Source organism: Clostridium beijerinckii HUN142, from assembly GCF_000621745.1.
Classification (GTDB): domain Bacteria; phylum Bacillota; class Clostridia; order Clostridiales; family Clostridiaceae; genus Clostridium; species Clostridium beijerinckii_A.
In genome coordinates this window covers 201,678-227,970 of the sequence record NZ_JHXK01000012.1, presented here as the reverse complement: position 1 = coordinate 227,970, position 26,293 = coordinate 201,678, and the positions used below count along the sequence as shown (strand labels likewise).

The following is a 26,293-nucleotide window of genomic DNA, read 5'->3' as shown; positions in this document are numbered from 1 at the left end:
CATGGTGCGGTATAGAAGTAAGTCCTGCCAGATTGTATTCTGAGAGGGTTAGTAGTGAGGGATTAAATTCTATTAGCAAAAGCTCCAGCAGGCGAGTGTGGGGTCAAAAACCAGGTCAACTAGCTTTACTTCTATTTGTTTTAAAATTATCATTAATAGGAAATGTGAGGAATCTAATCTAAAGTTTGCGATTAGATTTATTTTTTGTCTTTAGTTTTCAGAATTTACTGATAATTATCTTGTTAAGTTAATAAAAAAGTGATAAAATATTAATAACTTAAAGATATTAAGTTTAAAAACTTTTTCATATGAGAGGGGCTGGAATTTATGAAAGTCACAGTTATAGCAAAAAATATGGAACTAACAGAGGCACTAAAAGAAATAGTGCAAAAAAAGATAAGCAAATTGGAAAAGTATTTTGAAGGAAATGTAGAAGCTAAGGCTACACTAAGTGTTCAAAAAAATAGACATAAAATAGAAATTATGATTCCTTTTAATGGGGTAGTATTAAGAGGCGAAGAGTCGACTTCTGATATGTATAAATCTTTAGATTTAGTAGAAGATAAATTAGAAAGACAAATTAGAAAACAAAAAACTAGATTGTCTAGAAAACATAGCGGATCATTGAGATTTGGAGAAATAAATAATATAGATATTAAGCCATCAGAAGAGGAGGAAGGTAAATTAGTTAAGGTAAAGAAATTTGGAGTAAAACCAATGAATTCTGAAGAGGCAATTCTTCAAATGGATTTATTAGGACATAATTTCTTTGTATATCAAGATGCAGATAGTAGCAAGGTAAATGTAATTTATAGAAGAAAAGATGGAGATTATGGTTTATTAGAGCCAGAATTCATATAATATATAAAAGATTTTAATAATGACTGTCCAATATGCTTGTTTAACTTGCATCATTGGGCAGTTATTTTTCATATTACATGATTGAAAATATGTTGAAGATATTTTTACATAAAATTTTCAATTAATATTAATAATTTGTGATTAAAATATTAAAAAAAAGTTAAAATTGGGTGCTTTATATAGGATTTAATATAAAAATCATGAGTTTTATTGAAAATAAGTTAAGTAAAATGTTATAATTATAAAATACGTGATTTATAAAATAAATTACAGATTATGAATTATGGATAGTTAAAATATATTGGAAATTAACGTGAAATATATAATTTCGAAAGGATGACATTATGGGACTATTAAATGCCGTATTTGGAACATATAGTGAAAGAGAAGTTAAAAGACTCAAACCTACTATACAAAAAATAAATGATCTAGATGAAGAGATGCAAAAGCTTTCTGATGAGGAGTTAAAGGCAAAAACTCCAGCATTTAAAGAAAGATTAGCAAATGGTGAAACATTAGATGATATTTTACCAGAAGCATTCGCAGTTGTAAGAGAAGCGTCAAAAAGAGTTTTAGGGATGAAGCATTATGATGAACAACTTATGGGTGGTATGATACTTCACCAAGGTAGAATATCAGAAATGAAAACAGGTGAAGGTAAAACTCTAGTTGCTACTTTACCAGCGTACTTGAATGGATTAAGTGGAAATGGTGTTCATATAGTAACAGTTAACGATTATCTTGCAAAAAGAGATGCTGAGCAGATGGGTGAGTTATATGGTTTCTTAGGATTGAATACAGGTGTTATTGTACATGAATTAAATAATGATCAAAGAAGAGAATCATATGCATCAGATATTACTTATGGAACTAATAATGAATTTGGATTTGATTACCTAAGAGATAACATGGTTATCTATAAAGAAGAAAGAGTTCAAAGACCGTTGAATTTCGCTATAGTCGATGAAGTTGACTCGATATTAATAGATGAAGCTAGAACTCCTCTTATAATTTCAGGTCAAGGAGAAAAGTCTACTGAATTTTATAAGGTTGCAGACTATTTTGCAAAGAAATTAGTTGTAGAGAAGGATTTTACTAGGGATGAAAAAGCAAATGCAGTAATGCTAACTGATGAAGGTGTTAGAAAAGCAGAAGCAACATTTAAAGTGGATAATTATGCTGATGCTGACAATATAGAATTACAACATTATGTAACTCAAGCATTAAAAGCAAACTTTGCCATGAGAAGAGACAAAGACTACATGGTTAAAGATGGAGAAGTAATAATAGTTGATGAATTTACAGGAAGACTTATGGAAGGTAGAAGATACTCGGATGGTCTTCATCAAGCGATAGAAGCTAAAGAAGGAGTTAAAATCGCCAGAGAATCAAAAACTTTAGCAACTATTACATTCCAAAATTACTTCAGAATGTATAAAAAGTTATCAGGTATGACTGGTACTGCATTGACTGAAGAAAATGAATTTAGAGAAATTTACGGATTGGATGTTATTGTTATTCCAACACATAGGCCAATAGCTAGAAAGGATAATCCGGATTTAGTGTTCAGCACTGAGATTGGAAAGATAAAAGCTGTTGCTTCAGAAGTTGAGAAAGCTCATGCTAAAGGCCAACCAGTATTGGTTGGTACAGTAAGTATTGAAAAGTCAGAACTTGTTTCAAGTATGCTTAAGAAAAAAGGTGTACCGCATCAAGTATTAAACGCAAAATTTCATGAACAAGAAGCTGAAATAATAAGTCATGCTGGTGAAAAGGGCATGGTTACTATAGCTACTAATATGGCAGGTAGAGGTACTGATATCAAGCTTGGTGAAGGTGTAGTTGAACTTGGTGGTCTTAAAATAATAGGTACTGAAAGACATGAATCAAGAAGAATAGATAATCAGTTAAGAGGACGTTCAGGAAGACAAGGAGATCCAGGTGAATCAACATTCTTTATTTCTTTAGAAGATGATTTAATGAGAATATTTGGATCAGAAAAGATTCAAGGTGTTGTTGAAAAATTAGGTCTTCAAGAAGAAGAAGCAATTGAAAGTAAAATGGTTTCGAGAGCTATTGAGAATGCTCAGAAGAAGGTTGAAGGTAATAACTTTGATATTAGAAAACAATTATTAGGTTATGATGATGTAATGAATATCCAAAGAGAAGTTATCTACAAACAAAGATCGGAAGTTCTTGAAGGCGAAGATGTAAAAGAAGAAATATTGTCAATGACAAAGGATATTATTGCTGAAGCTGTTAATACTTATGTTACAGGTGAATCAGAAGATTATAGAGAAGAATTCTTGCATTTAATGGTTGCTTTACAAGATATATGTATAGCGCCAGGTACAGTTAATTTACCTAGTCTTGAAAATATGTCAAATGAAGAAATAGTTGAAAGCTTATATGAATCAGCACGCAAATTCTATGAACAAAAGGAAGAAGAGTTTGGTGCAGAAAGATTAAGAGAAGTTGAAAGAGTTGTTCTTTTAAGAGCTGTTGATACTAAATGGATGAATCATATAGATAATATGGATCATTTAAAACAAGGTATAGGGCTTCAATCATTTAAGCAAATTGACCCAGTTCAAGCGTACCAAATGGAAGGTAGCGAAATGTTTAATGAAATGATTAGGGCAATCAAGGAAGAAACAGTTAGGCTATTATTCCATGTTAAAATAGAAATTGCCCCAGAAAGAGTAAGGGTTGCTCAAGAAACTGCAGCAATTCATGAGGAATCTTCAAGTGCTGCGGCTCCAGGTCCAGGACAAAATCAACCAGGTGGACCTAGTGCGGGGCCAGTGGCTCCTGTTAGAAATTTAGATAAGCACGGAAGAAATGAATTATGTCCATGTGGTAGTGGAAAGAAGTTTAAAAATTGTTGCGGAAGAGAAGCATAAATAAATTTAAAACTTTGTAGTAAACTCTAAAGAGTTTAGAAAATGATAAATATGGTATAATAAATTCCGTAGAGGTTTAAAGAATTGTCATTTAGAATTAAATGCAGTCTTAAAGAGCTTCTGCGGAATTCTTATTAATACTAGATTTTTTGAAAGAGGTGAAGAATAGATGATAATTGAACTTGAAAAGGAATTAGTTAAACTTCCAGGTATAAAAAAATCTATAGAAGAAATGGGGGCTTCACTTTGACCGAGATAGGTTAGAGAAGGAGCTTAATGAGTTAGAATATCAAATGCAAGAATCGGGTTTCTGGGACAATATAAAAAAGGCGGAAGAAGTTACAAAAAAGAGTAAATTGATAAAAGACAAAATTGAAAGTTTCGATAAATTGAGGTCTCAAATTGAAGATATAGAAGTATTAAAAGAAATTATGGAAGATGACGATGAAGAATCTGCTAATGAAATAATACAGACGTTAAGAGATATACAAGCACAGATTGATGATTATAATATGAAAGTGCTTTTATGTGGAGAATATGATAAAAATAATGCCATTTTGACACTTCATGTTGGTGTTGGAGGGACTGATGCTAATGATTGGACAGAAATGCTCTTAAGGATGTATACAAGATGGTGTGAAAAACAAGGCTATAGTATTGAGACTCTAGATTTACTCCCAGGAGATGAAGCTGGAATTAAAAGTGTTACTTTAAAAGTTACTGGAGAATATGCATATGGTTACTTAAAAGCGGAGAAAGGTATTCATAGGTTGGTTAGAATATCGCCATATAATGCTAATGGCAAGAGGCAAACATCATTTGCATCTATGGAAGTTCTTCCGGAACTTACAAAGGAACAAGATATAGAAATAAGATCTGATGATCTAAAAATAGATACTTATAGATCAGGAGGCGCTGGAGGTCAGCATGTTAATAAAACAGATTCGGCAGTAAGAATAACTCATATTCCTACTGGAGTAGTTGTACAGTGCCAAAATGAAAGAAGCCAGTTCTCTAACAAAGATACAGCGATGGAAATGCTAAAGTCTAAACTAGTTGAGCTAAAAGAAAGAGCACATAAAGAAAAAATTGAGGATTTAACTGGAGAATTAAAAGATATGGGATGGGGAAGCCAAATAAGGTCATATGTATTTCATCCATACAGTATGGTCAAAGATCATAGAACTAATATGGAAACGTCAAATGTTACAGCAATAATGGATGGTGAAATAGATATGTTTATAAATGCATATTTAAAACAGCAGTAAAAAACTTAATATTTGATTATATAAAAAGACTTCTATCTAATAATTTTAGGTAGAAGTCTTTCTGATTTATGCTAGAAGTTTCAAAAATAAAGGTGATATCAAATAATAATGAATATAAACAAGCATATTTTCTATAGCTAAGCAGCCTTATAAAATATATCAATTAAAGAATAGACAGCAATAAGAATTATACAGACATATAAAGATATATTAAGTCCTGGTTTAAGTATAGACATAATCCCGCCAACTATCAATGCTGTCATTATTACTACACTAACAAATTTAAAGAAGCCTGATTTATTTGTTAGAAGCGTTGTAACAGATGAAAACATAATCAAAATTAATACTAGGAAATAAAATATATTTTTTAAGTTAGGTGAGTAACTCATTATTTGAAATTCATTCAAAGCAAGTATTGAGAGCAAAAATAATAATGAGAAAGAGCATATTCTACTAATGTTTTTAATCATAAATTCATCACCCCTGGTAAATATTTACATAATAATTATACAGTTAGATTTTTATTGAAGCAATAACAAATTTTATATAAATCAAGTAATTATTTATAGTTACTCTATAAGATAAGAATTAATAATTGAAATTAATTCCTAAAATGTCACTGAAATATGATAAAATATATTCATATTAATAGAGGAGTTGAATTTATGAATATTCTAATAGTTGAAGATGAAAAGGATATTAGAAATCTTATTTCATTACATATGAGGAAGGAAAATTATGAAGTTTATGAAGCATCTGACGGAAGAGAAGCTTTAAATATATTTGAAAATCAAAAAATAGATTTAATTTTATTAGATATAATGATGCCAAATGTTGATGGAATCTCAGTAATACAAAAGGTACGAGCTGTGTCTACTATTCCTATAATCTGTATTACAGCAATGGGGAATGATTCTGATAAAGTTTTGGCTTTAGGGCTTGGAGCCGACGATTATTTAGTAAAGCCTATAAGCCCAATTGAATTATCTGCTAGAGTGGCATCTAATCTTAGAAGATGTTACAAATATGCTGAACATAAAGACATAATTTATTCAACAGGGGATTTAAAACTATTTACTGAGACGTTTGAAGTTTATAAAGGGAATAGAAAAATTGATTTGAATCCAAAAGAATTCAAAATTTTAAAGTTATTAGTTTCAAACCTAGGGAAAGTATTTACTAAGAAACAAATCTATGAAGAAGTATGGGAGGAAGCTTATTTTGGTGATTCTAATAATATAATGGTCCACTTGAGCCATATTAGAGAGAAAATAGAAGATGATCCTAAAAATCCAATTTACATAAAAACTATAAGAGGAATAGGCTATAAAATCGAGAGGGTTACAATGCATGAAGGCTAAAAAAATAAAAAGGAGTGTCACAACAGAATTATTCTTTATATATTTTTTAGGATATATAGCTATAAACATAATATTATTAATAGCCATTATTGGATCTATTGTTGCTTATGGAGCTTTGTGCGGCCCTCGTACATACAATTCTTACTTTGGAGACCTAGAAAATAAGCTTGTAAAAGATTATACAAGTATAACTGATGGGGACTTGGCTGATGTAGATGGTTTTATGATAAAAATAAACAATGAGAATAAAGTTTGTTGTTTAAGAGGACATGTTATCGATGAATTTAAAAATATAAATTTACAAAGCTACATGTATTTATTTGGGCTAACAAAGGATAATGAAGAATCGCTAAATGACGATATTAGAACAATGTTTGCATTATCAGACTTCAACAATTCAATAATTCAAACAAAAGATAATGTTAAGTATTCATTGTACAGCAAGTACCTAAAAGATGAAGATTCTTTAGTGGTGGTTGGATTCCCTTATTCAGAGATCACGAAACCAAATAGAATCACCAAAATAATTCCACATAATTTAATAATAAAGATAATGGGGGTATTTAACGTACTATTAATTCTCTCAATAGTATATATTCTAGCTAAAGCAACTTCTAGTGCATTTATAAAACCAATAAAGACATTATTGACTGGAGTAATAGAGATATCACATGGTAATTATAATATACGTTTAGATATAGACAAAAAAAATGAGTTTCTTGAATTAGCAAATGGATTCAATATGATGGCAGGGACTATACAAAATGAAAAAAGTCAGAAAGAAAAATTAGAGAAAATAAAAGAGGATTTAATATTAGATATATCTCATGATTTAAAGAATCCTCTTTCATCAATTCTAGGATATAGCGAGATTCTAATTAATAATAATGATTTAGATAAAAAGGAGAAGTTGGAATATTTAAATATAATAAATAAGAATTCACAAAGAGCAAATAAATTAATAACAGACTTGTTTGAATTTTCATTATATGATAATTCTGATTATAAAATGATTACCGTAAAAGCAGATATATCTGAATTTGTTAGGCAGATAATAGCGAATTACATTCCAGAATTTGATCATAAAAAGTTTGAATATGATTTTGAAATAATTGAAGAGCCTTATTATGTAATGATAAATGAAGAAAAGCTATCTAGAGCTATAAATAATATTTTGGACAATAAAATTAAATATAATCCTGTAGGGAGTAGGATAGGGGTAAAGACAGAAGTGAGAGATAATTATTTTTACATTATATTATCAGATAACGGCGAATGTATTCCTCAAAGGTATAGAGAAAATATATTTAATCCATTTGTTAGAGTTGATAAATCAAGAAACTCGAAAACTGGAGGAACAGGACTTGGATTATCTATCACAAAGAAAATACTAAATAAACATAATGGAGATATAAAAATTATAGATAGTGAAGAGGGGACATGCTTTGAAATAGTGTTACCATTAGTTATATTTAAGAATAAGATGTAATTATATGATTTTATATAATCTATTTAAATCCAAGTTAGTATTACAAGGGTGGCATGCTACAGTTAATTAAATAAACATATGATATTAGATTCGAATTTCATCATGCATAATAGCGAGATTGATAAATTTTAATTGCAAAGCAATATATTTATTTACAAATATGAAAATTCTCTGCAAGAAAGGGAGGAATAATTATGTTTTTTGGTATGCCAGGTGCAAAAGATGTGCTTATAAAAAATCTAACAGGCGAGGAATTACAGGATATAAATTTGATTTTTGAAGGGATAGAAAAATATCCCCTACGAATATCAAAAATCGGAAAAGGTAGACAGGTGGTTAAAACTTTAGTGCTAAGTTATTTGAATAAAGTAACAGAGCTCAAACTCTGTTATTATAAAGAGGGACAAAAACAAGAAATCGTAGTATATAATGAATTGAGCAAAAAGGATTTGAGAAAATTAATTCTTGAGATTAGCAAGGAAAATGGGGAATTGAAAGTGAGAACATCTATAGAAGAAAAATATATATAATTATTGCTTTCGATTGAAATAGGTTTATAATATTAATAGTAATATAGGATTATTGCCATTACTAAAAATAGTAATGGCAATAATGATTTATATGGTAAAATAGTATTGCTATGGCAATAGCTATTTGGGCAACTTAATATAAGCAGGAGGAAATTATGAATTCAATTGAAGAAAGAATCGCAAAAGAGTTAGAAATAAAGTTAAGCCAAGTTCAAAATGTTATTGGACTTTTAGATGATGGAAATACAGTTCCTTTTATTTCAAGATATAGAAAAGAAGCAACAGGAGGGCTTTCAGATGAGGTTTTAAGAAAGTTATTTGAAAGACTTACTTATTTAAGAAATTTAGAAGAGAGAAAATCAGATGTTAAAAGGCTAATACAGGAGCAAGAAAAATTTACTGATGAAATAGGTAAGGCACTAGAAAATGCAACAACTCTAACAGAAGTTGAAGATATATACAGACCATTTAAACCTAAAAAGAGAACAAAAGCAACAATCGCTGCAGAAAAGGGATTAAAGCCTCTTGCAGAATTAATTTTAGAAGAAAAGTTTAGCGGTAACTTAGATGAAGAAGCTGCTAAATATATAAGTGAGGAAAAAGGGGTAGGAACCAGTGCAGAAGCTATTCAGGGGGCTTTAGATATAATAGCTGAAAGTATTTCTGATGAAGCTAAGTACAGAAAGTATATAAGAGAATTTGTTATTAGAGAAGGTAATATAGAATCAAAGGGAAGCTCAGATGAGCCAACTCCATATGAAATGTATTACGAATATTCTGAGGCAGTAAATAAAATACCACCTCATAGAATATTAGCTATAAACAGAGGAGAAAAAGAAAAGATCCTAAATGTTAAAATAACTGTTAATGAAGATAAGATAATTCAATACTTAGAAAATCAAGTACTAAAAGGTAATACAGTTTTAGATGAAAAATTAAAACTTTCGATTAGGGATTCGTTAAAAAGATTAATTTATCCATCCATAGAAAGAGAAATAAGAAGTGAATTAACTGATATAGGTGAAGAAGGTGCTATTAATATTTTTAAAGAAAATTTAAAAGCATTATTGCTACAAGCACCTATAAAAGGAAAAGTAGTGATGGGATATGACCCGGGATTTAGAACAGGTTGTAAAATAGCAATTTTAGATGCAACAGGAAAGTTTTTAGAAAATACAGCAGTATATCCAACAGTACCTAAAAGAGATATAGAAGGAACTAAGAGAACATTGAAAGCTCTTATTGCTAAGCATAATGTAGATGTTATATCGTTAGGGAATGGAACAGCATCAAGAGAGTCTGAAGAAGTTATTGCTGAAATGATTACCGAAATAAAAAATGAAACTGGTAAAGAATTAGCATATGTTATTGTATCTGAAGCTGGAGCGTCAGTTTATTCGGCATCAGAGCTTGCAACTAAAGAATATCCAGATTTAGATGTTACGGTAAGAGGTGCTATATCAATAGGAAGAAGACTTCAAGATCCACTGGCTGAGCTAGTAAAAATAGATCCAAAGGCTATAGGGGTAGGACAGTATCAACATGATGTCACTCCTAAAAAATTAGAAGAATCTTTAGCGGGTGTAGTAGAAGATTCAGTTAATACTGTTGGAGTTGATTTAAACATTGCAACACCATCACTTTTAACACATATTTCAGGAATAAATGCAGCTATTGCTAAGAATATTGTTGATTATAGAGAAGAAGTCGGACGATTTACATCAAGAAAAGAATTGCTAAAGGTAAAGAGATTAGGTCAAAAAGCCTATGAGCAATGTGCAGGATTTTTAAGAGTTGATGATAGTAAACAACCTTTAGATAATACATCAGTGCATCCAGAGTCTTATGATACAGCTAAGAAGTTAATTGAATTACTTGGTTACAATAAAGAAGACTTGAAGAACAATAAATTAGGTGACATTGATGAAAGAGCACAGGCCCAAGGATTAAAGAAATTAAGTGAAACATTAGAAGTTGGAGAACTTACCTTAAAGGATATAATTAAAGAATTAAAGAAACCAGGTAGAGACCCGAGAGAAGAAATGCCAAAGCCAATACTTAAAACGGGAATAATAGAACTTAAGGACTTAAAGCCTGGAATGGTTTTAGCTGGAACTGTTAGAAATGTATCAGATTTTGGTGCATTTGTTGACATTGGGGTTCATCAAGATGGATTAGTTCATAAGAGTCAAATGGCAAATAGATTTGTAAAACATCCTTTAGATATTGTTAAAGTTGGAGATATTGTTAAGGTGGCAATACTTGAGGTTGATGAAAAGAGAAAGAGAATATCACTAACTATGAAAGACATTGATGAATCAGTAGAAGTGTAATTAACATAATAAATTTAATTTAAAGTCTTAAGAGTCTGATATATTTAGTCTTAAGGCTTTTCTACTTATAAATTTTTTTATAGGGAGGAATACATAATTGCATACTTAGTATGTTTCAAGAATTATGGGTATATTAATGCTAGCAATTAATATACATGCATGAAGAATATGATATAGTAATATAGAAAAGTAATTTTTAATAAATAGGATGAATAAAATTACGGGTCTATAATAAGGAGGAAAGGCAATGATTAGATGGGGAATTATAGGACTTGGGAATATAGCTTTAAGATTTGCAAAGAGTTTATCATACTCTAATGAAGGTAAACTGTATGCTATAGCATCTAGAACTAAGGAAAAGCGTAATGAATTTTATGATAGGTATAATTGTGAGAAAATCTATAAAGATTATAATGAGCTATTAATGGATGAAGAAGTGGATGCTGTATATATAGCATTACCTCATGGTTTGCATAAGCACTGGTCTATTGAAGCTTTAAGACATAAAAAGGCTGTGTTGTGTGAAAAACCTGTAGGGATAAATTCAGAAGAAATGAAAGAAATAAAGAAAGAAGCTTTATTAAATAATACGTTCTTTATGGAAGCTATGAAGACAAGATTTATTCCGATAATTAGTGATATTAAGAAATTAATAAGAAGTAAAGAGATTGGAGATATAACGGCTATAGAAGCTAATTTTTGCAATCGCGTAGAAAATATTAAATCAGGATCATATTTATTAGATAAAGAACAAGGTGGAGCATTACTTGATGTAGGAATTTATCCATTGTCATTTGTAATGGATATGGTTGATTCGGAAGTTAAGAATGTTAAATCTTATACGGATATAAATGAATGGGGAGTCGACTCTTATTTTAAAGCGATACTTACTTTTGAAAACGGAGTGATAGGAACTGTAGAGGGAGCAATTGATAGAAATAAAGAAAGAACAGCTATTATTAGAGGAACAAAGGGATGGATGGAAATTCCAATGTATAATAGACCTAGTAAAGCTGTTGTTAATTTAAATTCAGGCAGGTCATATACAATTGAAAAAGATATAGAATTTGATGATATGTATGCGGAAATTAAAGAGGTGCATAACTGTTTAAAAGATTCAAGGCTACAGAGTGATTATTTAACTTTAAATGAATCAATTCGTGTTATGGAAGTATTAGATAAAATTAGAATAAATGCGGAATAAAAAAGTGATTGAATGAACCTCTTATAACACTAGTCAGGAGAGAAAAAATATAAAATGGATGAAAGAAAACTTTATACGAATAGAAGAAATATTGTATTTTTAGCAGCTTTATGTTGCCTTTTATGGGGAAGTGCATATCCAGCTATAAAGGTTGGATATTCATTATTTAATATAAGTGATGTAGGCTCTAAATTAATTTTTGCAGGATATAGGTTTACACTTGCAGGTATCTTTATACTTGTATTTGAGCTTATGTCAAAAAGAATTGGATTTAAATTTACTAGAAAACAATTTGGACAAGTAACTTTATTAGGATTAACCCAAACTGCGCTTCAATATATATTTTTTTATGTGGGAATGTCATATACTACAGGAGTTAGAGGGTCCATAATAAATGGCACAGGAACTTTCGTAAGTATAATTCTAGCGCATTTTATATATAAAAATGATAAACTAAATTTAAATAAGATAATAGGATGTATTATTGGTTTTATAGGAGTAATAATTGTTAACTTAAATGGAGAGTCGCTAGGAGGAACACCTGTTACTTTTAAAGGAGAAGGTTTTATAATGATTGCAGCAATAATATTTGCTGTGTCAGCAATATATGGTAAAAGGATAACTCAAACCCAAGAACCTTCAACAGTAACTGGCTTTCAGCTGTTTATAGGAGGAGTTTTGCTTACAGTATTAGGATTTGTTCTAGGAGGTAGTTTAGAAGGATTTACGGTGAAATCAACATTGTTACTTATATATATGGCATTATTATCGTCAATAGCATTTGTCGTTTGGACACAATTATTAAAATATAACAAAGTAGGATTGATATCAGTATTTAATTTTTTGATACCAGTGTTTGGAACATTATTATCAGCATTAATCCTAGGAGAGAATATATTCGATATCAAGATATTAATAGCTCTTATGTTAGTTTGTTATGGAATATTTCTAGTTTATAGAGTTAGGAAAGAAAAGTAGAGTGAGACTACTGAATATAATATATATTCAAGGCTTAACATATAAATAAGGTTTTAAATCTATGAATAAATATAAACTAATTCGCAAGTACATAGGTATTGATTCAATATTAATTTTATGTCTTACCTGAAGGTGATTATATTACAGTATTTTGAAGGTGGATGCTTTGAAAATAAAAAGTATTCATAATGAGCTTATGGACTATGTAAATAATAATAATATTTAAAATAGGTGGAGGATTTTCATGAAGTGTATATAATTCCTTGGATAAATGGAGATGAAGAAGAGAATACTTTGATGAAGCTTGAGATAATGATAAAGGAGAATTAACTTATGTTGAAAGAAATTCACGATAAACTTATTGCTTTGACAGAAGAAGAATTGAATATTCTAAGTGGTGAAAATTCTATAAATAGAAGCATTTATACAGATGATAGAAGTTTTGTTGTAGATAGCAATAAGTTATTGCCGAGTGGGGAATTAATAGATATTAGAAAGCATACTAGATTTATTGATTTTCCAAGTCACAATCATAATTACATTGAATTTAATTACGTTTATCAAGGAAAGCTTACTCAAATTATAGGTGATAAGGAAATTATATTACAGCAAGGTGAACTAATATTCTTAAATCAATATATAACGCATGAAATAAAGGCATCAAGTGAAGATGATATAATTATAAACTTCATAATTAGACCTGAATTTTTTGATTATATAATGACCCTTTTAGATAAAGAAAATATAGTAAGTAAATTTTTATTAACTACATTATATACAGATTATGATGAAGGAGAATATCTATATTTTAAAATTTCTAAAAGAGATAATATTCAAGAGTTGCTAGAAAAAATAATAATTGAGTTGTATACTACTTCGATAATGAAAAAGGCAACAATAAAGCTGTTGGTAGGGCTTTTATTAGTGGAGTTAGTAAAGAATTCACAGGATATAGAGACATATTCTGTGGATAACTATGAGAAGATGTTGATAATTCAAAGTCTTAAATATATAGAAGAGTTTTATAGAACTGCCACTCTTCTAGAACTTTCAGAAAAATTAAATCAGCGGGATTATAAACTTAGCAAATTAATAAAAAAACATACTAAAATGACTTTTAAAGAATTATTGCAAGAAAAGAAGTTAAGTAAATCAGTTGAATTAATAAAGTCAACTGAATATTCGATTGTTGAGATAATTGAGTTTGTAGGATATGAGAATCAAACATACTTTTACAAGATATTCAAGCAAAAATTTGGGATGACACCTAGAGAATATAAAATAAATAGGATTAATAATTTGAGGTTTATTTAATTGAGGAAAAATTCTAAGAGTGAAATAAATGGAATATAAATAAAACTTAAATGTATATATGAATTATTAATAAAAAAGTGATCTCGCGAAAGTAAATAGCACTTTTTTATTAATAACTGATATATATTACAATTAAGATTCTACATTTTAGTCTCATCTAAACACATGGATTGCTAGAATTTTAAATGTAAATTTATTATTGCATCATATATATTTTAAAACTACTTATTTTAAATTGAAAGGAACTTAACGTTATGTTATGATTATTTAAGTAAACGTTATTTTTGTAAATATTAGGCGATAGAATGTGATTTTATTAAATTTTAAATATATTGCTGAGAGGTGGAAATATGAGATATTTAGCTTTAGATGTTGGGGGAAGTTCTATTAAGTATGCACTTATGACAGAAGAGTTAGAGTTTATTGAAAAAGGTAAGAAACCAACACCGCTTGATAAGATTGAAAATTTTATAGAGGCAATAGGTGAAACATATGATAAATATAAAGAAGATATAGAAGGAATAGCTATAAGCATGCCAGGGGTATTAGATAGTGAAAAAGGTTATGCTTATACAGGTGGTGCTCTATCATATAATGAAAAGAAAGAAATTGTAAAAATTCTTAGAGAGAGATGTCCTACAAAGATTACAATAGAGAATGATGGGAAGTGCGCAGCTTTAGCAGAGGTTTGGAAAGGAAGTTTGAAAGATTTTAATGATGGAGTTGTGATAGTGCTAGGAACAGGTGTAGGTGGAGGGATAGTTAGAAATAAGAAAATCCATAAAGGAAAGAATTTCTTTGCCGGTGAGTTTAGTTTTATAAGTACGAATGTAAATAACACTGAGGAGTGTTGGGGATGTATAAGCGGTTCGAAAGCATTAATAAATGAAGTGTCAAAGGTAAAAGGCATTCCATATGAAGAGTTAGATGGATATAAGATATTTGAATATGCAAATAATAACGATCCAGATATTCTTAAAATATTAGATGATTTCACTTATAAGTTAGCAGTACAAATTTTTAATTTACAATGCATATTGGATCCAGAAATATTTGCAATTGGTGGAGGAATAAGCAGTCAAGAGATATTGATACAATATATTAAGAGAAATGTAGACAAGTATTATAAGAGCTTTGGAGTTGATTTACCACTACCAAATGTAGTTAGTTGTAAATTCAGAAATGATGCTAATCTTATAGGCGCATTATATAACTTTATAACTAATAAATAAAATACCGTTATATTCAAGAGAATTACTGCTTTTTAGAATAATTAGAATTATTGTTAATCTCTATAGAATAATATTATAAAAATTAACTTATGATAACATATAAAATAGAGTGCTTCTTTTTAGAAGCACTCTATTTTATATAAAGATTTTATATTAAACGTTGAATAACATATCACTATAAGTTGGAAGTGGCCAGAATTCTTCGTCTACTAGAGTTTCAAGTTTATCAGCATCAGCTCTTAAAGTGTTCATTTGCTCAAATACTTCGTATCTGTACATCATTCCTAAATCGAATATATCACCTTCGAAGTTATCAGCTTTTTCAACTGCTTTTTCAAGAAGTGCAACATTCTTATTTAATGAAGCTAATAAAGTTGAAATTTCAGTTAATAATTCAGTTTGAACTGAAATATCTACATTTACACCTGTAGCTTTTATTGTATTTATTGATTCAGCAATACTTGTAGTATATTGAATTACAGCCGGTATAATTTGACGTTTTGCCATTTCAAGTGTTGTTAATGCTTCAATGTTTATAATCTTGTTGTAGTTTTCAAGAGTAATTTCGTAACGAGACTCTGATTCTACTTTAGTTAAAACTCCATGTTTTTCTAAAACTGCTTGATTCTTTTCAGAAATCATAGCTTTAGCAGCTTCTACAGTTGAGTGAATGTTTGGAAGACCTCTTCTTTCAGCTTCAGCAACCCACTCATCTGAATATCCATTACCATTAAATATAATTCTCTTATGGTTCTTAACAATATCAGTTAGGATTGCTTGGATTTCAGCATCTAAATCAGTAGCTTTTTCAAGTTTATCTGCAATTTCAGATAAAGTTTCTGCAACAATTGTATTTAATACAAAGTTACATCCAGCAATTGAAGCAGAAGATGGAACCATTCTAAATTCAAATTTATTTCCAGTAAACGCAAATGGAGAAGTTCTGTTTCTATCAGTTGCATCTTTTGGAAGTGGAGGTAATGTATTTACTCCGATAGTTAATTCACTTGCAGACTTAGAACTTGTAGCTGGACCTTTTTCAATTTGTTCTAATACATCTTCTAATTGATCTCCTAAGAATATAGAGATTATAGCTGGAGGAGCTTCATTAGCACCTAATCTATGATCATTTCCAGCATTAGCAGCTGATACTCTTAACAAATCTGGGTATTCATCAACAGCTTTTATTACAGCACAAAGGAATAAAAGGAATTGTTGATTTTCGTGTGGAGATTTACCTGGTTCAAGAAGGTTCATTCCGTCATCAGTACCCATTGACCAGTTATTATGCTTACCTGATCCGTTTACTCCAGCAAATGGTTTTTCATGAAGCAAGCAATATAAATCATGCTTTGCAGCAACTTTCTTCATTATTTCCATTGTAAGTTGGTTATGGTCAGTTGATATATTTGTTGTGCTAAATATAGGAGCTAATTCATGTTGAGCAGGAGCAACTTCGTTATGCTTAGTTTTAGCTAATATTCCAAGCTTCCAAAGTTCTTCATCCACTTCTTTCATGAAATCAGAAATTCTTTGTTTGATTGTTCCGAAGTAATGATCTTCAAGTTCTTGACCCTTTGAAGGTTTTGCTCCGAATAAAGTTCTTCCTGTTAAGATAAGGTCTTTACGAGCATCATACATTGATTTATCGATTAGGAAGTATTCTTGTTCAGGACCAACAGTTGTAATTACTCTTTTAGTAGTAGTATTACCTAATGATTTTAAAACACGTAGAGCTTGCTTGTTTAAAGCTTCCATTGAACGTAGTAATGGAGTTTTCTTATCTAAAGCTTCCCCATTATAAGAACAGAATGCAGTTGGTATGCATAAAGAATCGTCCTTTATAAATGCTGGTGAAGTACAATCCCATGCAGTATATCCTCTAGCTTCAAAAGTAGCTCTTAGCCCTCCTGAAGGGAATGAAGATGCATCTGGTTCACCTTTAATTAATTCTTTGCCTGAGAATTCTAATATAACTTTTCCATCAGAAGTTGGGTTTATAAAAGAATCGTGCTTTTCAGCAGTAATTCCAGTCATAGGTTGGAACCAGTGAGTGAAGTGAGTAGCGCCTTTTTCAACAGCCCAATCCTTCATTGCAGCTGCAACAACATCTGCTACGTCTGGCTCAAGAGAAGTTCCTTTTTCAATTGTCTTTTTTAAAGCTTTGTAAGTAGCTTTAGGAAGACGTTCTTTCATTACAGCATCGCTGAATACATTTGAAGCAAAAATTTCATTGATTTTGTTCATTAATAAGATCTCCTTTCAGAATACACAACATTTATTTAAATTAATATTAACTAATTAAAAACATTAATAATTTAAAAAAAATTTTAGAGTATAAATGATAAATTGTCAATAAGAAATAAGAAATTAAGATATATAAACTACTTCCATGTAAATTCATATTTGGAAAAAAATTCATATAAAAAAATAAAAAGCCCAAGAATCATTTTTAATATTCTCTAGCTCCTTTGCTAAAATCTTATTCAATTAGACATAGTTATCATATATAAAACTGCCAAGACTTCCATAGCCTTAAGCATTCTTTATAGTAATTATACTATATTGTTAGGGGTTGTACAATATAAAAATCTGATTTTTTGCAGTAAGAAATTAGTAGAAATTTAAATATTTATAATACATTACCATTAATTTTATTAACAGGATTAAAGGTGATTACTATTACAGATACTTATATGTAATAGTGGAGGATGATATAGAATTTTTATTTAGATGGAAGTTGCATGAAATTTTCTCACTGAAAAGTCACCTAATATTTATTCATACTTGCAAGCAATTCAAGATATAAAAGAAAAATTGCATAAGAAGATTATAAAGTTTTGTAAGTGCAAATAAGGATAATAATTTAAACAAACCTAGATATAAAAAATAATTTCTTTATACAATATAATTTAGTTACAGTGTGGTGAACCAAAAAGAATAGGAGGAAAGATATGAATTACTATTTAGCCATTGATATTGGAGCTTCTAGTGGAAGGCATATTTTAGGATCAGTAGAAAATGGAAAGATAAATTTAGAAGAAATATATAGATTTGATAATGGGATTAGAAAAATAGGTAATGAATATTGTTGGAATATTGAACAATTATTTAAGGATATAAAAGAAGGAATTAAAAAGTGCAAGGAAATAGGAAAAGTTCCAAAGAGCATAGGTATAGATACTTGGGCAGTAGATTTTGTTTTGTTAGATGAAAACGATAAAATGCTTGGAAATGCAGTTGCGTATAGAGATGATAGAACTGAAGGAATGATGCAAGAGGCGTTCAAGATTATTCCGCAAGATATGATCTACCTATATACAGGAATTCAGTTTCAAAGATTTAACACAGTATATCAATTACTTTCTATAAAGAAAAATAATCCTGAAACATTAGATAAGGCGAAAACTTTCTTAATGGTTCCTGATTATTTAAATTTCTTACTTACAGGAAAAAAAGTCAATGAATATACTAATGCATCATCAACACAGTTAGTTAATTCTTTTGAGAGAACTTGGGATGAAAAAATGTTAGATGAGCTTGGAATTAAAAAAGATATTTTCCAAGAGATAAAACTACCTAAAACTAGCCTTGGTACTTTAAGAAGAGAGCTAGTACAGGAATTTGGATTTGATATGGAAGTTATACTTCCTGCAACCCATGATACTGGTTCAGCATTTATATCATCAGTCTGTAATGACAGCGACAGTATTTACCTAAGTTCAGGAACTTGGTCATTGATTGGTGTTGAAAATAGATTCCCAATTTGTGTGCCCCAAGCTATGGAATATAATTTCACAAATGAAGGTGGAATAGATTATAGATATAGATTCCTAAAAAACATTATGGGTCTATGGGTAATACAAGAGGTTAGAAGAAATTTAGATAATAAATATTCTTTTGGACAATTAGTAGATTTGGCAAAAGAACATATGGATTTTCCATCAATAGTAGATGTAGATCATGATAGATTCCTTAAACCAGAGAACATGATTGAGGAAATAAAATTATATTGTATTGAAACTAGCCAAAGGGTTCCTCAAGAAGTAGGAGAAGTAGCTATTTGTGTGTTCAATAGCTTAGCTCACTGTTATAAAAAAGCTGTTTCTAACTTAGAGGAAATCTTTGAAAAGGAATTTGAAAGAATAAATATCTTTGGTGGAGGCTGTCAGAATAATCTTTTAAATGAATTGGTTGCTAAAGTCACAGGTAAAGAAGTACTTGCAGGTCCAGTTGAAGCAACAGCCATAGGAAATATCGTTGCTCAAATGATAAGTAAAGGTATTTTTAAAGATTTAGGAGAAGCTAGACGCGCGATTAAAGGATCTTTCGATATTAAGGTTTTTAAAGCAAATTAAATATAAAATAAATCTTATTATGATAAAAATAACTCAAACAATTAAATATTAAAGGTAACTAGTAAATATAACTATAAAATTAGGAGGAATAAAAATGAACGTTAAAGAAAAATATGAATTAGCTAAAAAAGAGTATGAAAAATGGGGAATAGATGTAGATAAAGTTTTAGAAGAACTTAATAAAGTTAAAATATCAGTCCATTGTTGGCAAGGTGATGATGTTAAGGGGTTTGAAGTAGTTCAAAATGAGCTGTCTGGGGGGATTCAATGTAATGGTAACTATCCAGGTGCAGCTAGAAATGCTGAAGAACTTAGAGAAGATTTAGATAAAGCATTAAGCTTAATTCCGGGAAAGCATAAAGTTAATCTTCACGCAATTTACTTAGAAACTAATGGCGAATTTGTAGACAGAGATGAAATAAAACCAGAACATTTTGCAAATTGGGTTAAATGGGCAAAAGAAAACGGATTGGGATTAGATTTCAATCCAACAATATTCTCTCATCCAAAGTCAGCAGATGGATTAACCCTTTCTCACCCAGATAAAGAAATAAGAGACTTCTGGATAAGACATGCAATTGCATCAAGAAAAATTGGAGAATACTTTGGTAAAGAATTAGGGCAAACTTGCTTAACTAATATTTGGATTCCAGATGGTTATAAAGATGTTCCAAGTGATAGATTGGGACCAAGAAGAAGACTTAAAGAATCTTTAGATGAAATTTTTAAAGTTAAAATAGATAGAAAATATAACCTTGACTGCGTTGAGTCAAAGGTATTTGGAATAGGAGCAGAAGCTTATACAGTAGGTTCAAACGAATTTTATTTAAATTACGCAGCTAAAAATAACATAATGTCATTAATGGACACAGGTCACTATCATCCAACGGAAGTTGTTTCAGATAAACTTTCTGCAATGCTATTATTCGATGAAAAAGTAGCTCTTCACGTAAGTAGACCAGTTAGATGGGATTCGGACCACGTTGTAGTTTATGATGATGAACTTAAAGAAATAGCTAAAGAAATAGTAAGAAATGATGCATTAGATAGAGTAATTATTGGTCTTGATTTCTTTGATGCAAGTATTAACAGAATTGCGGCATGGACAATTGGTTCAAGAAATATGATTAAGGCATTACTAAATGCAATGTTAACGCCAAATGATAAGTTAAGGGAATTACAAGAAGAAGGAAATTTCACAGAAAGATTGGCTTTAATGGAAGAATTCAAAACTTACCCAATGGGAGATATTTGGAATTACTATTGTGAAAAGAACAATGTACCAGTTGGTGAAAGTTGGATTAAGGAAGTAAAGGAATACGAAAAAGACGTTTTATTAAAGAGAAATTAAATTAGATTTGTAATAAATAATATTCAATTTGTAAAGATAATATAGTATTTAACAATAAAATATGAAATAAATGGGCCTATATCAGTTATTTAACTGATTATAAACTTATTATAGGAGGAGAGAATGTTATGAAAATGGAAATTAGATACTCAAATCATCCAGAAGACTCTAAACAGTATGATACAGAAACTTTAAGAAGGCATTATTTAGTTGAGAAAGTATTTGTTGATGGAGAAGTGAACTTGGTTTATAGCCATAATGATAGAATCATATTTGGTGGAGTTACACCAGTAAAAGAAACATTGAAGCTTGGAGCTTCTAAAGAATTGGGAACAGATTATTTTTTGGAAAGAAGAGAGCTTGGAGTTATTAATGTAGGTGGAGAAGGAACAATTATAGCAGATGGAGTAGAATATAATCTAAAATATAGAGATGGATTATATGTTGGGCAAGGTACTAAAAATATAGAATTTAAATCAGTAGATGAAAAAAAGCCAGCTAAGTTTTATATAAATTCTGCACCAGCACTTAAATCATATCCAACAGTAAAAATAGATTTGGAAAAAGCTAATAAAATAAAATGTGGCGATGAAATAAACATGAATAAAAGAACAATAAATCAGTATGTTCATCCTGCAGTATGTGAAAGCTGTCAGTTAGTAATGGGGTTAACAATACTAGAGCAGGGAAGTGGGTGGAACACCATGCCATGTCATACTCATGAAAGACGTATGGAAGTATACTTATATCTTGATGTACCTGAAGATCAAGCAGTAATTCATTTTATGGGTGAAGGACAAGAAACAAGGCATATAGTGATGAAGAATGAACAAGCAGTAATTTCACCAAGCTGGTCAATACATTCAGGAATTGGAACTCAAAATTATTCATTTATATGGGGAATGTGTGGAGAAAACAAGACTTTTGATGATATGGATCATATAAAAATTAACGAATTAAGATAAAAGCAGAAAAGAGGAAGTGGAATTATGTCAAATATTTTAGATGAATTTTCAATGGATTTTTTTAGATTGTATGGAAAGGTAGCTATAGTTACAGGAGGAAATACAGGACTTGGTCAAGGGTATGCTGTAGCATTAGCAAAAGCCGGTGCTGATTTAATTATTCCAACTTATGATACAAATTGGGATGAAACTAGATTGTTAATAGAAAAAGAAGGGAGATCAGTAACATTTGTTCAAGCAGATTTGACAAAAAAAGAAGATAGAGAAAAAGTTATAAAAATAGCAATGGAAGTGTATGGGAAGATAGATGTATTAGTTAATAATGCGGGAACAATAAGGAGAGCTCCGCTTCTTGAGTACAAAGAAGAAGATTGGAATGCTGTAATGGATATTAATTTAAACGCAGTATACTTTTTAAGTCAAGAAGTCGCTAAAATCATGGTAAATCAAGGCTCGGGTAAGATAATTAATATAGCATCAATGTTGGCGTTCCAAGGTGGGAAATTCGTACCACCTTATACAGCAAGTAAGCATGGAGTGGCTGGAATAACAAAGGCATTCGCTAATGAATTGGCAAGCAAGAATATTCAAATTAATGCTATAGCACCGGGATATATAAAAACTGCAAATACTGCACCGATAAGAGCAGATAAGGAAAGAAATGCAGAAATACAAGGAAGAATACCAGCGGATAGGTGGGCTGAACCATTCGATTTAATGGGAGCAATAGTATTTTTAGCAAGCAGAGCATCTGATTATGTTAATGGACACATATTAGCCGTTGATGGTGGCTGGTTAGTAAGATAATTATAAAAATCCTGTAACGGCGAGATAAATGCCTTGTTAAAATTATATGAATATTTTAACAAGGCATTTTTAGATTGTTGTATTGGATACTACTCAAGCAATACAATATAATTGCAAATGCCTGTAAATTAATAGAAATTTGAATCTAACAATAGTTTAATAAATATTATGTATTGATGTGTTGAATAAGATAGCGTATGGAAAATAAACTCCAGAAATGTGTGTTAAAGAAGCGTATGATAGTTTAGATGGAACATTAGGCATTATAAGAAAATATTAAATATTAGAGAAAAATTAATAATCCCCATTCTCAAAATAGAAGATGGGGATTATCAATGTATAATTTTAATATTTGAAGCAATGATTCAAATATATAATATTTTTAGAATAAATTAGTATTAACAATCAATATGGTTAAGAGCTTCAACAAGAGCCATAATAGTTAGTGATTGGCCATACGCCATTGGAGCTATAATTATATTCTTATAGTGTTCTTTATTATACCCCATTCCAGTTCCGCCAGATACATTTAATACAGTACCATCTTTTGATATATTATTGCAAATCGCTTCTATAGCCTTTTGGCCAGAAGTTTTAAATGAATCATCTAATATTCCAAGTCTGATTCCTGTTAGTATCCCTGCAGCAATTGCAGCTGAACCAGAAACTTCCTCATAACTTGTAGGATCATCTATAACTGTATGCCATAATCCAGATTTTGATTGATATTTAACTAATGTAGTTACCTGAGCTTTAAATGTATCAATTAAAAATTTCTTTAGACCAGAATTCATTTTGCCATCGAACATTTCAATATAATCTAGGATACCAAATGTAAACCACGAATTACCTCTGCACCAGAATACTTCTCCAAAATTACTATTTTCATTGAAGCTCCATCCGTGATAGAATAAACCAGATTTTTTATCATATAAGTATTTTATATGAATAAGCACTTGATGAATTGATTCGTTAATCCAATCTTGTCTATTGTATTTTTGTCCCATTCTATTTAAAAATAAAACAGTCATAAATAAAGTATCAATCCACATTTCGCTTTCGTTTAGTCTAACGCCTTGTCTATCTCCGTTAGCGCTAGTTACATGTTGAAATCCGCCTTCTTTTGTCCTTGGAAGACAATTCATAAGCCAATCAGCCCACTTTAGGCAAAGGTTTTCAAAGTCTGTATTTGGACTTACATCTAATAGATTTATAAGTGTTAATAGAGGAGCAGTTGTATTAATGTTTTTTGATGGTAATCCATTTGTTATGTTATTCTTATACCACTCATTTAGAAAATCTAAGTATTTTCTACTTTTATCATGTTTATCTAACTTTAATAAGCCATATAAGCCGACACCTTGTGGCCAATCCCACTCATGTATTCCAAAATCCCTTGGAAACATTCCAATAGATTCTCCGCCTTCTTTAGTTAATTTTTCTTCATCTGTTGGTCTATCTAAGTTTAGAAGTTTATCAACAACTAAATCAAGTTTTGCACGTAATTCTTTTTCAGTTAATTTCATTTTATATCACCTCATAATATTTATTTCTAAGGAGCATTATAAACAATACTCTAAAATTTTTGTATTTTGAAATAATGAATAAAAAAGTAATCAGTGTGACGATTAATTATGATAAATTTAGTTTTTATGTAAATGTTAATAGTGTAGTTATTAGAATAACTTAGGAAATTTATTATAATATAAAATAAGTTTTTCTCTTACTTACTCTCAATTCAAATTATACATCACAAAACAAAATAAATCTACATAAAAGCAAAATAAAATAAAGAAAGTTTAAATAAAAAAGTGCTTATATAATAGTGGCGGATTAAGAAAAAAATTAAATCAAAATCGCTAAAAGCTGTGTGCATGCTTGTTTTAAATCAATAAAAACTAAAATTGTATATGTATTGTTTTATGTTGGTTTTAAAAATAAAACAAATAAAGAATGTTGAGTTTTATTAAAAAAAAGTTTATTATCTATATAAAGTTATATTTATTTTGAGAAAGGAATTACGATTATGAGAATTGGAGTTAGAGGACATGATATTGGACACTATGAATTAGATGATGTAGGAAGAATAATGAAAGAAAAAGGATTAAAAAGCGTTCAATTCGTAGCAAAAAAGATAATATCTGAATTTGAAGTTGCTAAAGGAAGTATGACACCAGGGATGGCTCAATACATAAATAGTACTTTAAGTAAGTATGAAGTAAATATAAGCATTCTTGGGTGTTATATTAATTTAGCTAATCCAGACGATAATGAACTTAATGAATTATTAGATACTTTTAAAGAACACATACGTTTTGCAAGATATTTAGGATGCAGTGTAGTTGGAACAGAAACTGGAGCTCTTAATAAGGAATATATCTATACAGAGAAAAATAATACAGAGGAAGCATTTTTGAGGAGTCTAAATTCAATAAAAATACTTGTAAAGGAAGCGGAAAAATTTGGGGTTGTAGTTGCAATAGAAGGCGTTACAAAGCATGTAATGAATACTCCAGAAAGATTAAAAAGAGCGTTAGATAATGTTAAATCAAATAATTTACAAGTTATTTTTGATCCCATTAATTTTATAGATGAAAGCAATTATGATAAACAAGATGAGATAATAAGAAAATCATTTGAACTGTTTGGTGATAGAATAGTGATTATACACGCAAAAGATTTTATCTATAAAGATGGAAAGATACAACAAGTTTCTATTGGAAAAGGTCAGTTTAATTATCCATTATTACTAGCACTAATAAAAGAAAGAAAACCATATGTAGATATAATTCTTGAGGATACGGTGCCTGAAGATTTGGATTCGAGCATTAAATATATAAAAGAAATATATAGAAGTCTATAATAAATAGTTAAGTATTATGTATAAAATATATAAATTATACCTCAAATATGAAGAGAGTATGGAGAATATAAATATCCATACTTTTTTTATGTATAAAAAGGATTAAATACAGATTTAAAATAGCTAAAAAAAGCCTGATATTGTACTAAAACGTTAACAAGTGGTTGTTTGGGATTGGTTTTAGATTAAAACTAACAAAAACACATATAAAACAAATAAAATAAAAGAAAATATATTGACTTTGTGTTGGAATGGAAGTAATATATAAGTGTAAGTAATGTAAATGTTTTAAGTAACCGATGACAAGATTAAATTATGGTGTATTAGAATACTTAGGGGGAATGTCGTGATAAAAAGAATTTTAAAAAAGGCTTTTGATAAATGGCACTTAGTTATATTTAATAATTCCATACTATACAAAATATTAAGTGAAATTGATTTGATAAACAGAGAGAATATAAGATTAAATTAGGATT

At 29.7% G+C, this 26,293-nt stretch carries 20 protein-coding genes; 17 read left to right on the top strand and 3 right to left on the bottom strand.

The features are described 5' to 3' along the window. The first annotated feature begins 327 nt into the window (after window positions 1–327). The 3 genes from hpf (at window position 328) to prfB (ending at window position 5,032) form a co-directional block, all read left to right on the top strand. A complete protein-coding gene (gene hpf, locus T483_RS0107645; RefSeq protein WP_026886326.1) occupies window positions 328–861 on the top strand; it encodes a ribosome hibernation-promoting factor, HPF/YfiA family in 534 nt (177 codons plus the stop codon). Window positions 862–1,205: 344 nt separating this feature from the next. Further along, entirely contained in the window at window positions 1,206–3,764 is a 2,559-nt protein-coding gene (gene secA / locus T483_RS0107640) for a preprotein translocase subunit SecA (protein WP_026886325.1), read from the top strand. A gap of 169 nt (window positions 3,765–3,933) precedes the next feature. After that, window positions 3,934–5,032 (top strand): peptide chain release factor 2 gene (prfB, locus tag T483_RS0107630; RefSeq protein WP_431603145.1). Its coding sequence is split into 2 segments (ribosomal slippage): window positions 3,934–4,005 and window positions 4,007–5,032, totalling 1,098 coding nucleotides; the frame shifts between segments, so codons are not numbered across the junction. A 137-nt stretch (window positions 5,033–5,169) separates the two neighbouring features. On the opposite strand, the gene T483_RS0107625 is transcribed toward prfB, so the two are convergent. Further along, window positions 5,170–5,502: a hypothetical protein gene (locus T483_RS0107625; RefSeq protein ID WP_026886323.1), complete on the bottom strand. Its 333-nt coding sequence runs from the start codon at window positions 5,500–5,502 to the stop codon at window positions 5,170–5,172. 195 nt (window positions 5,503–5,697) lie between these two features. Here T483_RS0107625 and T483_RS0107620 point away from each other — a divergent pair, with 195 nt between their 5' ends. From T483_RS0107620 to T483_RS0107580, 8 genes are all read left to right on the top strand, one after another. After that, window positions 5,698–6,393, top strand: a complete 696-nt coding sequence (locus tag T483_RS0107620; RefSeq protein ID WP_026886322.1) for a response regulator transcription factor — start codon at window positions 5,698–5,700, stop codon at window positions 6,391–6,393. Beyond that, on the top strand, window positions 6,383–7,882 hold the full coding sequence (locus T483_RS0107615) for a sensor histidine kinase (protein WP_026886321.1): 1,500 nt from the start codon (window positions 6,383–6,385) through the stop codon (window positions 7,880–7,882). Before T483_RS0107620 ends, T483_RS0107615 begins: the two co-directional genes overlap by 11 nt. A gap of 194 nt (window positions 7,883–8,076) precedes the next feature. Further along, window positions 8,077–8,412 carry a hypothetical protein gene (locus T483_RS0107610; RefSeq protein ID WP_026886320.1) on the top strand — a complete coding sequence of 112 codons (336 nt, stop codon included), beginning with the start codon at window positions 8,077–8,079 and terminating at the stop codon, window positions 8,410–8,412. 155 nt (window positions 8,413–8,567) lie between these two features. Continuing rightward, window positions 8,568–10,745 carry a Tex family protein gene (locus T483_RS0107605; protein ID WP_026886319.1) on the top strand — a complete coding sequence of 726 codons (2,178 nt, stop codon included), beginning with the start codon at window positions 8,568–8,570 and terminating at the stop codon, window positions 10,743–10,745. 247 nt (window positions 10,746–10,992) lie between these two features. Next, window positions 10,993–11,949 carry a Gfo/Idh/MocA family protein gene (locus tag T483_RS0107600; protein WP_026886318.1) on the top strand — a complete coding sequence of 319 codons (957 nt, stop codon included), beginning with the start codon at window positions 10,993–10,995 and terminating at the stop codon, window positions 11,947–11,949. 54 nt (window positions 11,950–12,003) lie between these two features. Beyond that, on the top strand, window positions 12,004–12,927 hold the full coding sequence (locus T483_RS0107595; RefSeq protein WP_026886317.1) for a DMT family transporter: 924 nt from the start codon (window positions 12,004–12,006) through the stop codon (window positions 12,925–12,927). A gap of 333 nt (window positions 12,928–13,260) precedes the next feature. Further along, window positions 13,261–14,241, top strand: coding sequence for an AraC family transcriptional regulator (locus T483_RS0107585; protein ID WP_026886316.1), 981 nt, complete (start codon window positions 13,261–13,263; stop codon window positions 14,239–14,241). A 350-nt stretch (window positions 14,242–14,591) separates the two neighbouring features. Continuing rightward, window positions 14,592–15,473: an ROK family protein gene (locus tag T483_RS0107580; protein ID WP_026886315.1), complete on the top strand. Its 882-nt coding sequence runs from the start codon at window positions 14,592–14,594 to the stop codon at window positions 15,471–15,473. A gap of 153 nt (window positions 15,474–15,626) precedes the next feature. Here the strand turns inward: T483_RS0107580 and T483_RS0107575 are convergent, their stop codons facing one another. Further along, window positions 15,627–17,720, bottom strand: coding sequence for a glutamine synthetase III (locus T483_RS0107575; protein WP_026886314.1), 2,094 nt, complete (start codon window positions 17,718–17,720; stop codon window positions 15,627–15,629). A 707-nt stretch (window positions 17,721–18,427) separates the two neighbouring features. On the opposite strand from T483_RS0107575, the gene rhaB reads away from it, so the two are divergent. The 4 genes from rhaB to kduD all read left to right on the top strand — a co-directional run bounded on the left by rhaB (window position 18,428) and on the right by kduD (window position 22,954). Beyond that, window positions 18,428–19,831, top strand: coding sequence for a rhamnulokinase (rhaB, locus tag T483_RS0107570; protein ID WP_026886313.1), 1,404 nt, complete (start codon window positions 18,428–18,430; stop codon window positions 19,829–19,831). A 94-nt stretch (window positions 19,832–19,925) separates the two neighbouring features. Further along, window positions 19,926–21,182, top strand: coding sequence for an L-rhamnose isomerase (gene rhaA, locus T483_RS0107565; protein ID WP_026886312.1), 1,257 nt, complete (start codon window positions 19,926–19,928; stop codon window positions 21,180–21,182). Between the two features lie 128 nt (window positions 21,183–21,310). Beyond that, complete coding sequence (gene kduI / locus T483_RS0107560; protein WP_035790068.1) at window positions 21,311–22,147, top strand: 5-dehydro-4-deoxy-D-glucuronate isomerase; 837 nt, start codon at window positions 21,311–21,313, stop codon at window positions 22,145–22,147. Window positions 22,148–22,171: 24 nt separating this feature from the next. Beyond that, window positions 22,172–22,954, top strand: a complete 783-nt coding sequence (kduD, locus tag T483_RS0107555; protein ID WP_026886310.1) for a 2-dehydro-3-deoxy-D-gluconate 5-dehydrogenase KduD — start codon at window positions 22,172–22,174, stop codon at window positions 22,952–22,954. 398 nt (window positions 22,955–23,352) lie between these two features. Here the strand turns inward: kduD and T483_RS0107550 are convergent, their stop codons facing one another. Further along, entirely contained in the window at window positions 23,353–24,480 is a 1,128-nt protein-coding gene (locus T483_RS0107550; protein WP_026886309.1) for a glycoside hydrolase family 88/105 protein, read from the bottom strand. Between the two features lie 500 nt (window positions 24,481–24,980). Between T483_RS0107550 and T483_RS0107545 the strand changes: the two genes are divergently transcribed. After that, complete coding sequence (locus T483_RS0107545) at window positions 24,981–25,817, top strand: sugar phosphate isomerase/epimerase family protein (RefSeq protein ID WP_026886308.1); 837 nt, start codon at window positions 24,981–24,983, stop codon at window positions 25,815–25,817. A 346-nt stretch (window positions 25,818–26,163) separates the two neighbouring features. After that, the gene (locus tag T483_RS32430) at window positions 26,164–26,289 is read left to right on the top strand and encodes a hypothetical protein (RefSeq protein ID WP_278247406.1); all 126 of its coding nucleotides are present in this window, start codon (window positions 26,164–26,166) and stop codon (window positions 26,287–26,289) included. The last annotated feature ends 4 nt before the right edge of the window (window positions 26,290–26,293 follow it).

What these genes read in the sequence shown, in the direction of transcription:
- T483_RS0107620 (WP_026886322.1), top strand. Translation starts at nt 5,698, where the DNA reads ATGAATATTCTAATAGTTGAAGATGAAAAGGATATTAGAAATCTTATT.
- rhaB (WP_026886313.1), top strand. Translation starts at nt 18,428, where the DNA reads ATGAATTACTATTTAGCCATTGATATTGGAGCTTCTAGTGGAAGGCAT.
- T483_RS0107615 (WP_026886321.1), top strand. Translation starts at nt 6,383, where the DNA reads ATGAAGGCTAAAAAAATAAAAAGGAGTGTCACAACAGAATTATTCTTT.
- hpf (WP_026886326.1), top strand. Translation starts at nt 328, where the DNA reads ATGAAAGTCACAGTTATAGCAAAAAATATGGAACTAACAGAGGCACTA.
- T483_RS0107585 (WP_026886316.1), top strand. Translation starts at nt 13,261, where the DNA reads ATGTTGAAAGAAATTCACGATAAACTTATTGCTTTGACAGAAGAAGAA.
- T483_RS0107600 (WP_026886318.1), top strand. Translation starts at nt 10,993, where the DNA reads ATGATTAGATGGGGAATTATAGGACTTGGGAATATAGCTTTAAGATTT.
- kduI (WP_035790068.1), top strand. Translation starts at nt 21,311, where the DNA reads ATGAAAATGGAAATTAGATACTCAAATCATCCAGAAGACTCTAAACAG.
- T483_RS0107595 (WP_026886317.1), top strand. Translation starts at nt 12,004, where the DNA reads ATGGATGAAAGAAAACTTTATACGAATAGAAGAAATATTGTATTTTTA.
- secA (WP_026886325.1), top strand. Translation starts at nt 1,206, where the DNA reads ATGGGACTATTAAATGCCGTATTTGGAACATATAGTGAAAGAGAAGTT.
- T483_RS0107545 (WP_026886308.1), top strand. Translation starts at nt 24,981, where the DNA reads ATGAGAATTGGAGTTAGAGGACATGATATTGGACACTATGAATTAGAT.
- T483_RS0107605 (WP_026886319.1), top strand. Translation starts at nt 8,568, where the DNA reads ATGAATTCAATTGAAGAAAGAATCGCAAAAGAGTTAGAAATAAAGTTA.
- T483_RS0107610 (WP_026886320.1), top strand. Translation starts at nt 8,077, where the DNA reads ATGTTTTTTGGTATGCCAGGTGCAAAAGATGTGCTTATAAAAAATCTA.
- T483_RS0107575 (WP_026886314.1), bottom strand. Translation starts at nt 17,720, where the DNA reads ATGAACAAAATCAATGAAATTTTTGCTTCAAATGTATTCAGCGATGCT.
- rhaA (WP_026886312.1), top strand. Translation starts at nt 19,926, where the DNA reads ATGAACGTTAAAGAAAAATATGAATTAGCTAAAAAAGAGTATGAAAAA.
- kduD (WP_026886310.1), top strand. Translation starts at nt 22,172, where the DNA reads ATGTCAAATATTTTAGATGAATTTTCAATGGATTTTTTTAGATTGTAT.
- T483_RS0107580 (WP_026886315.1), top strand. Translation starts at nt 14,592, where the DNA reads ATGAGATATTTAGCTTTAGATGTTGGGGGAAGTTCTATTAAGTATGCA.
- T483_RS0107550 (WP_026886309.1), bottom strand. Translation starts at nt 24,480, where the DNA reads ATGAAATTAACTGAAAAAGAATTACGTGCAAAACTTGATTTAGTTGTT.
- T483_RS0107625 (WP_026886323.1), bottom strand. Translation starts at nt 5,502, where the DNA reads ATGATTAAAAACATTAGTAGAATATGCTCTTTCTCATTATTATTTTTG.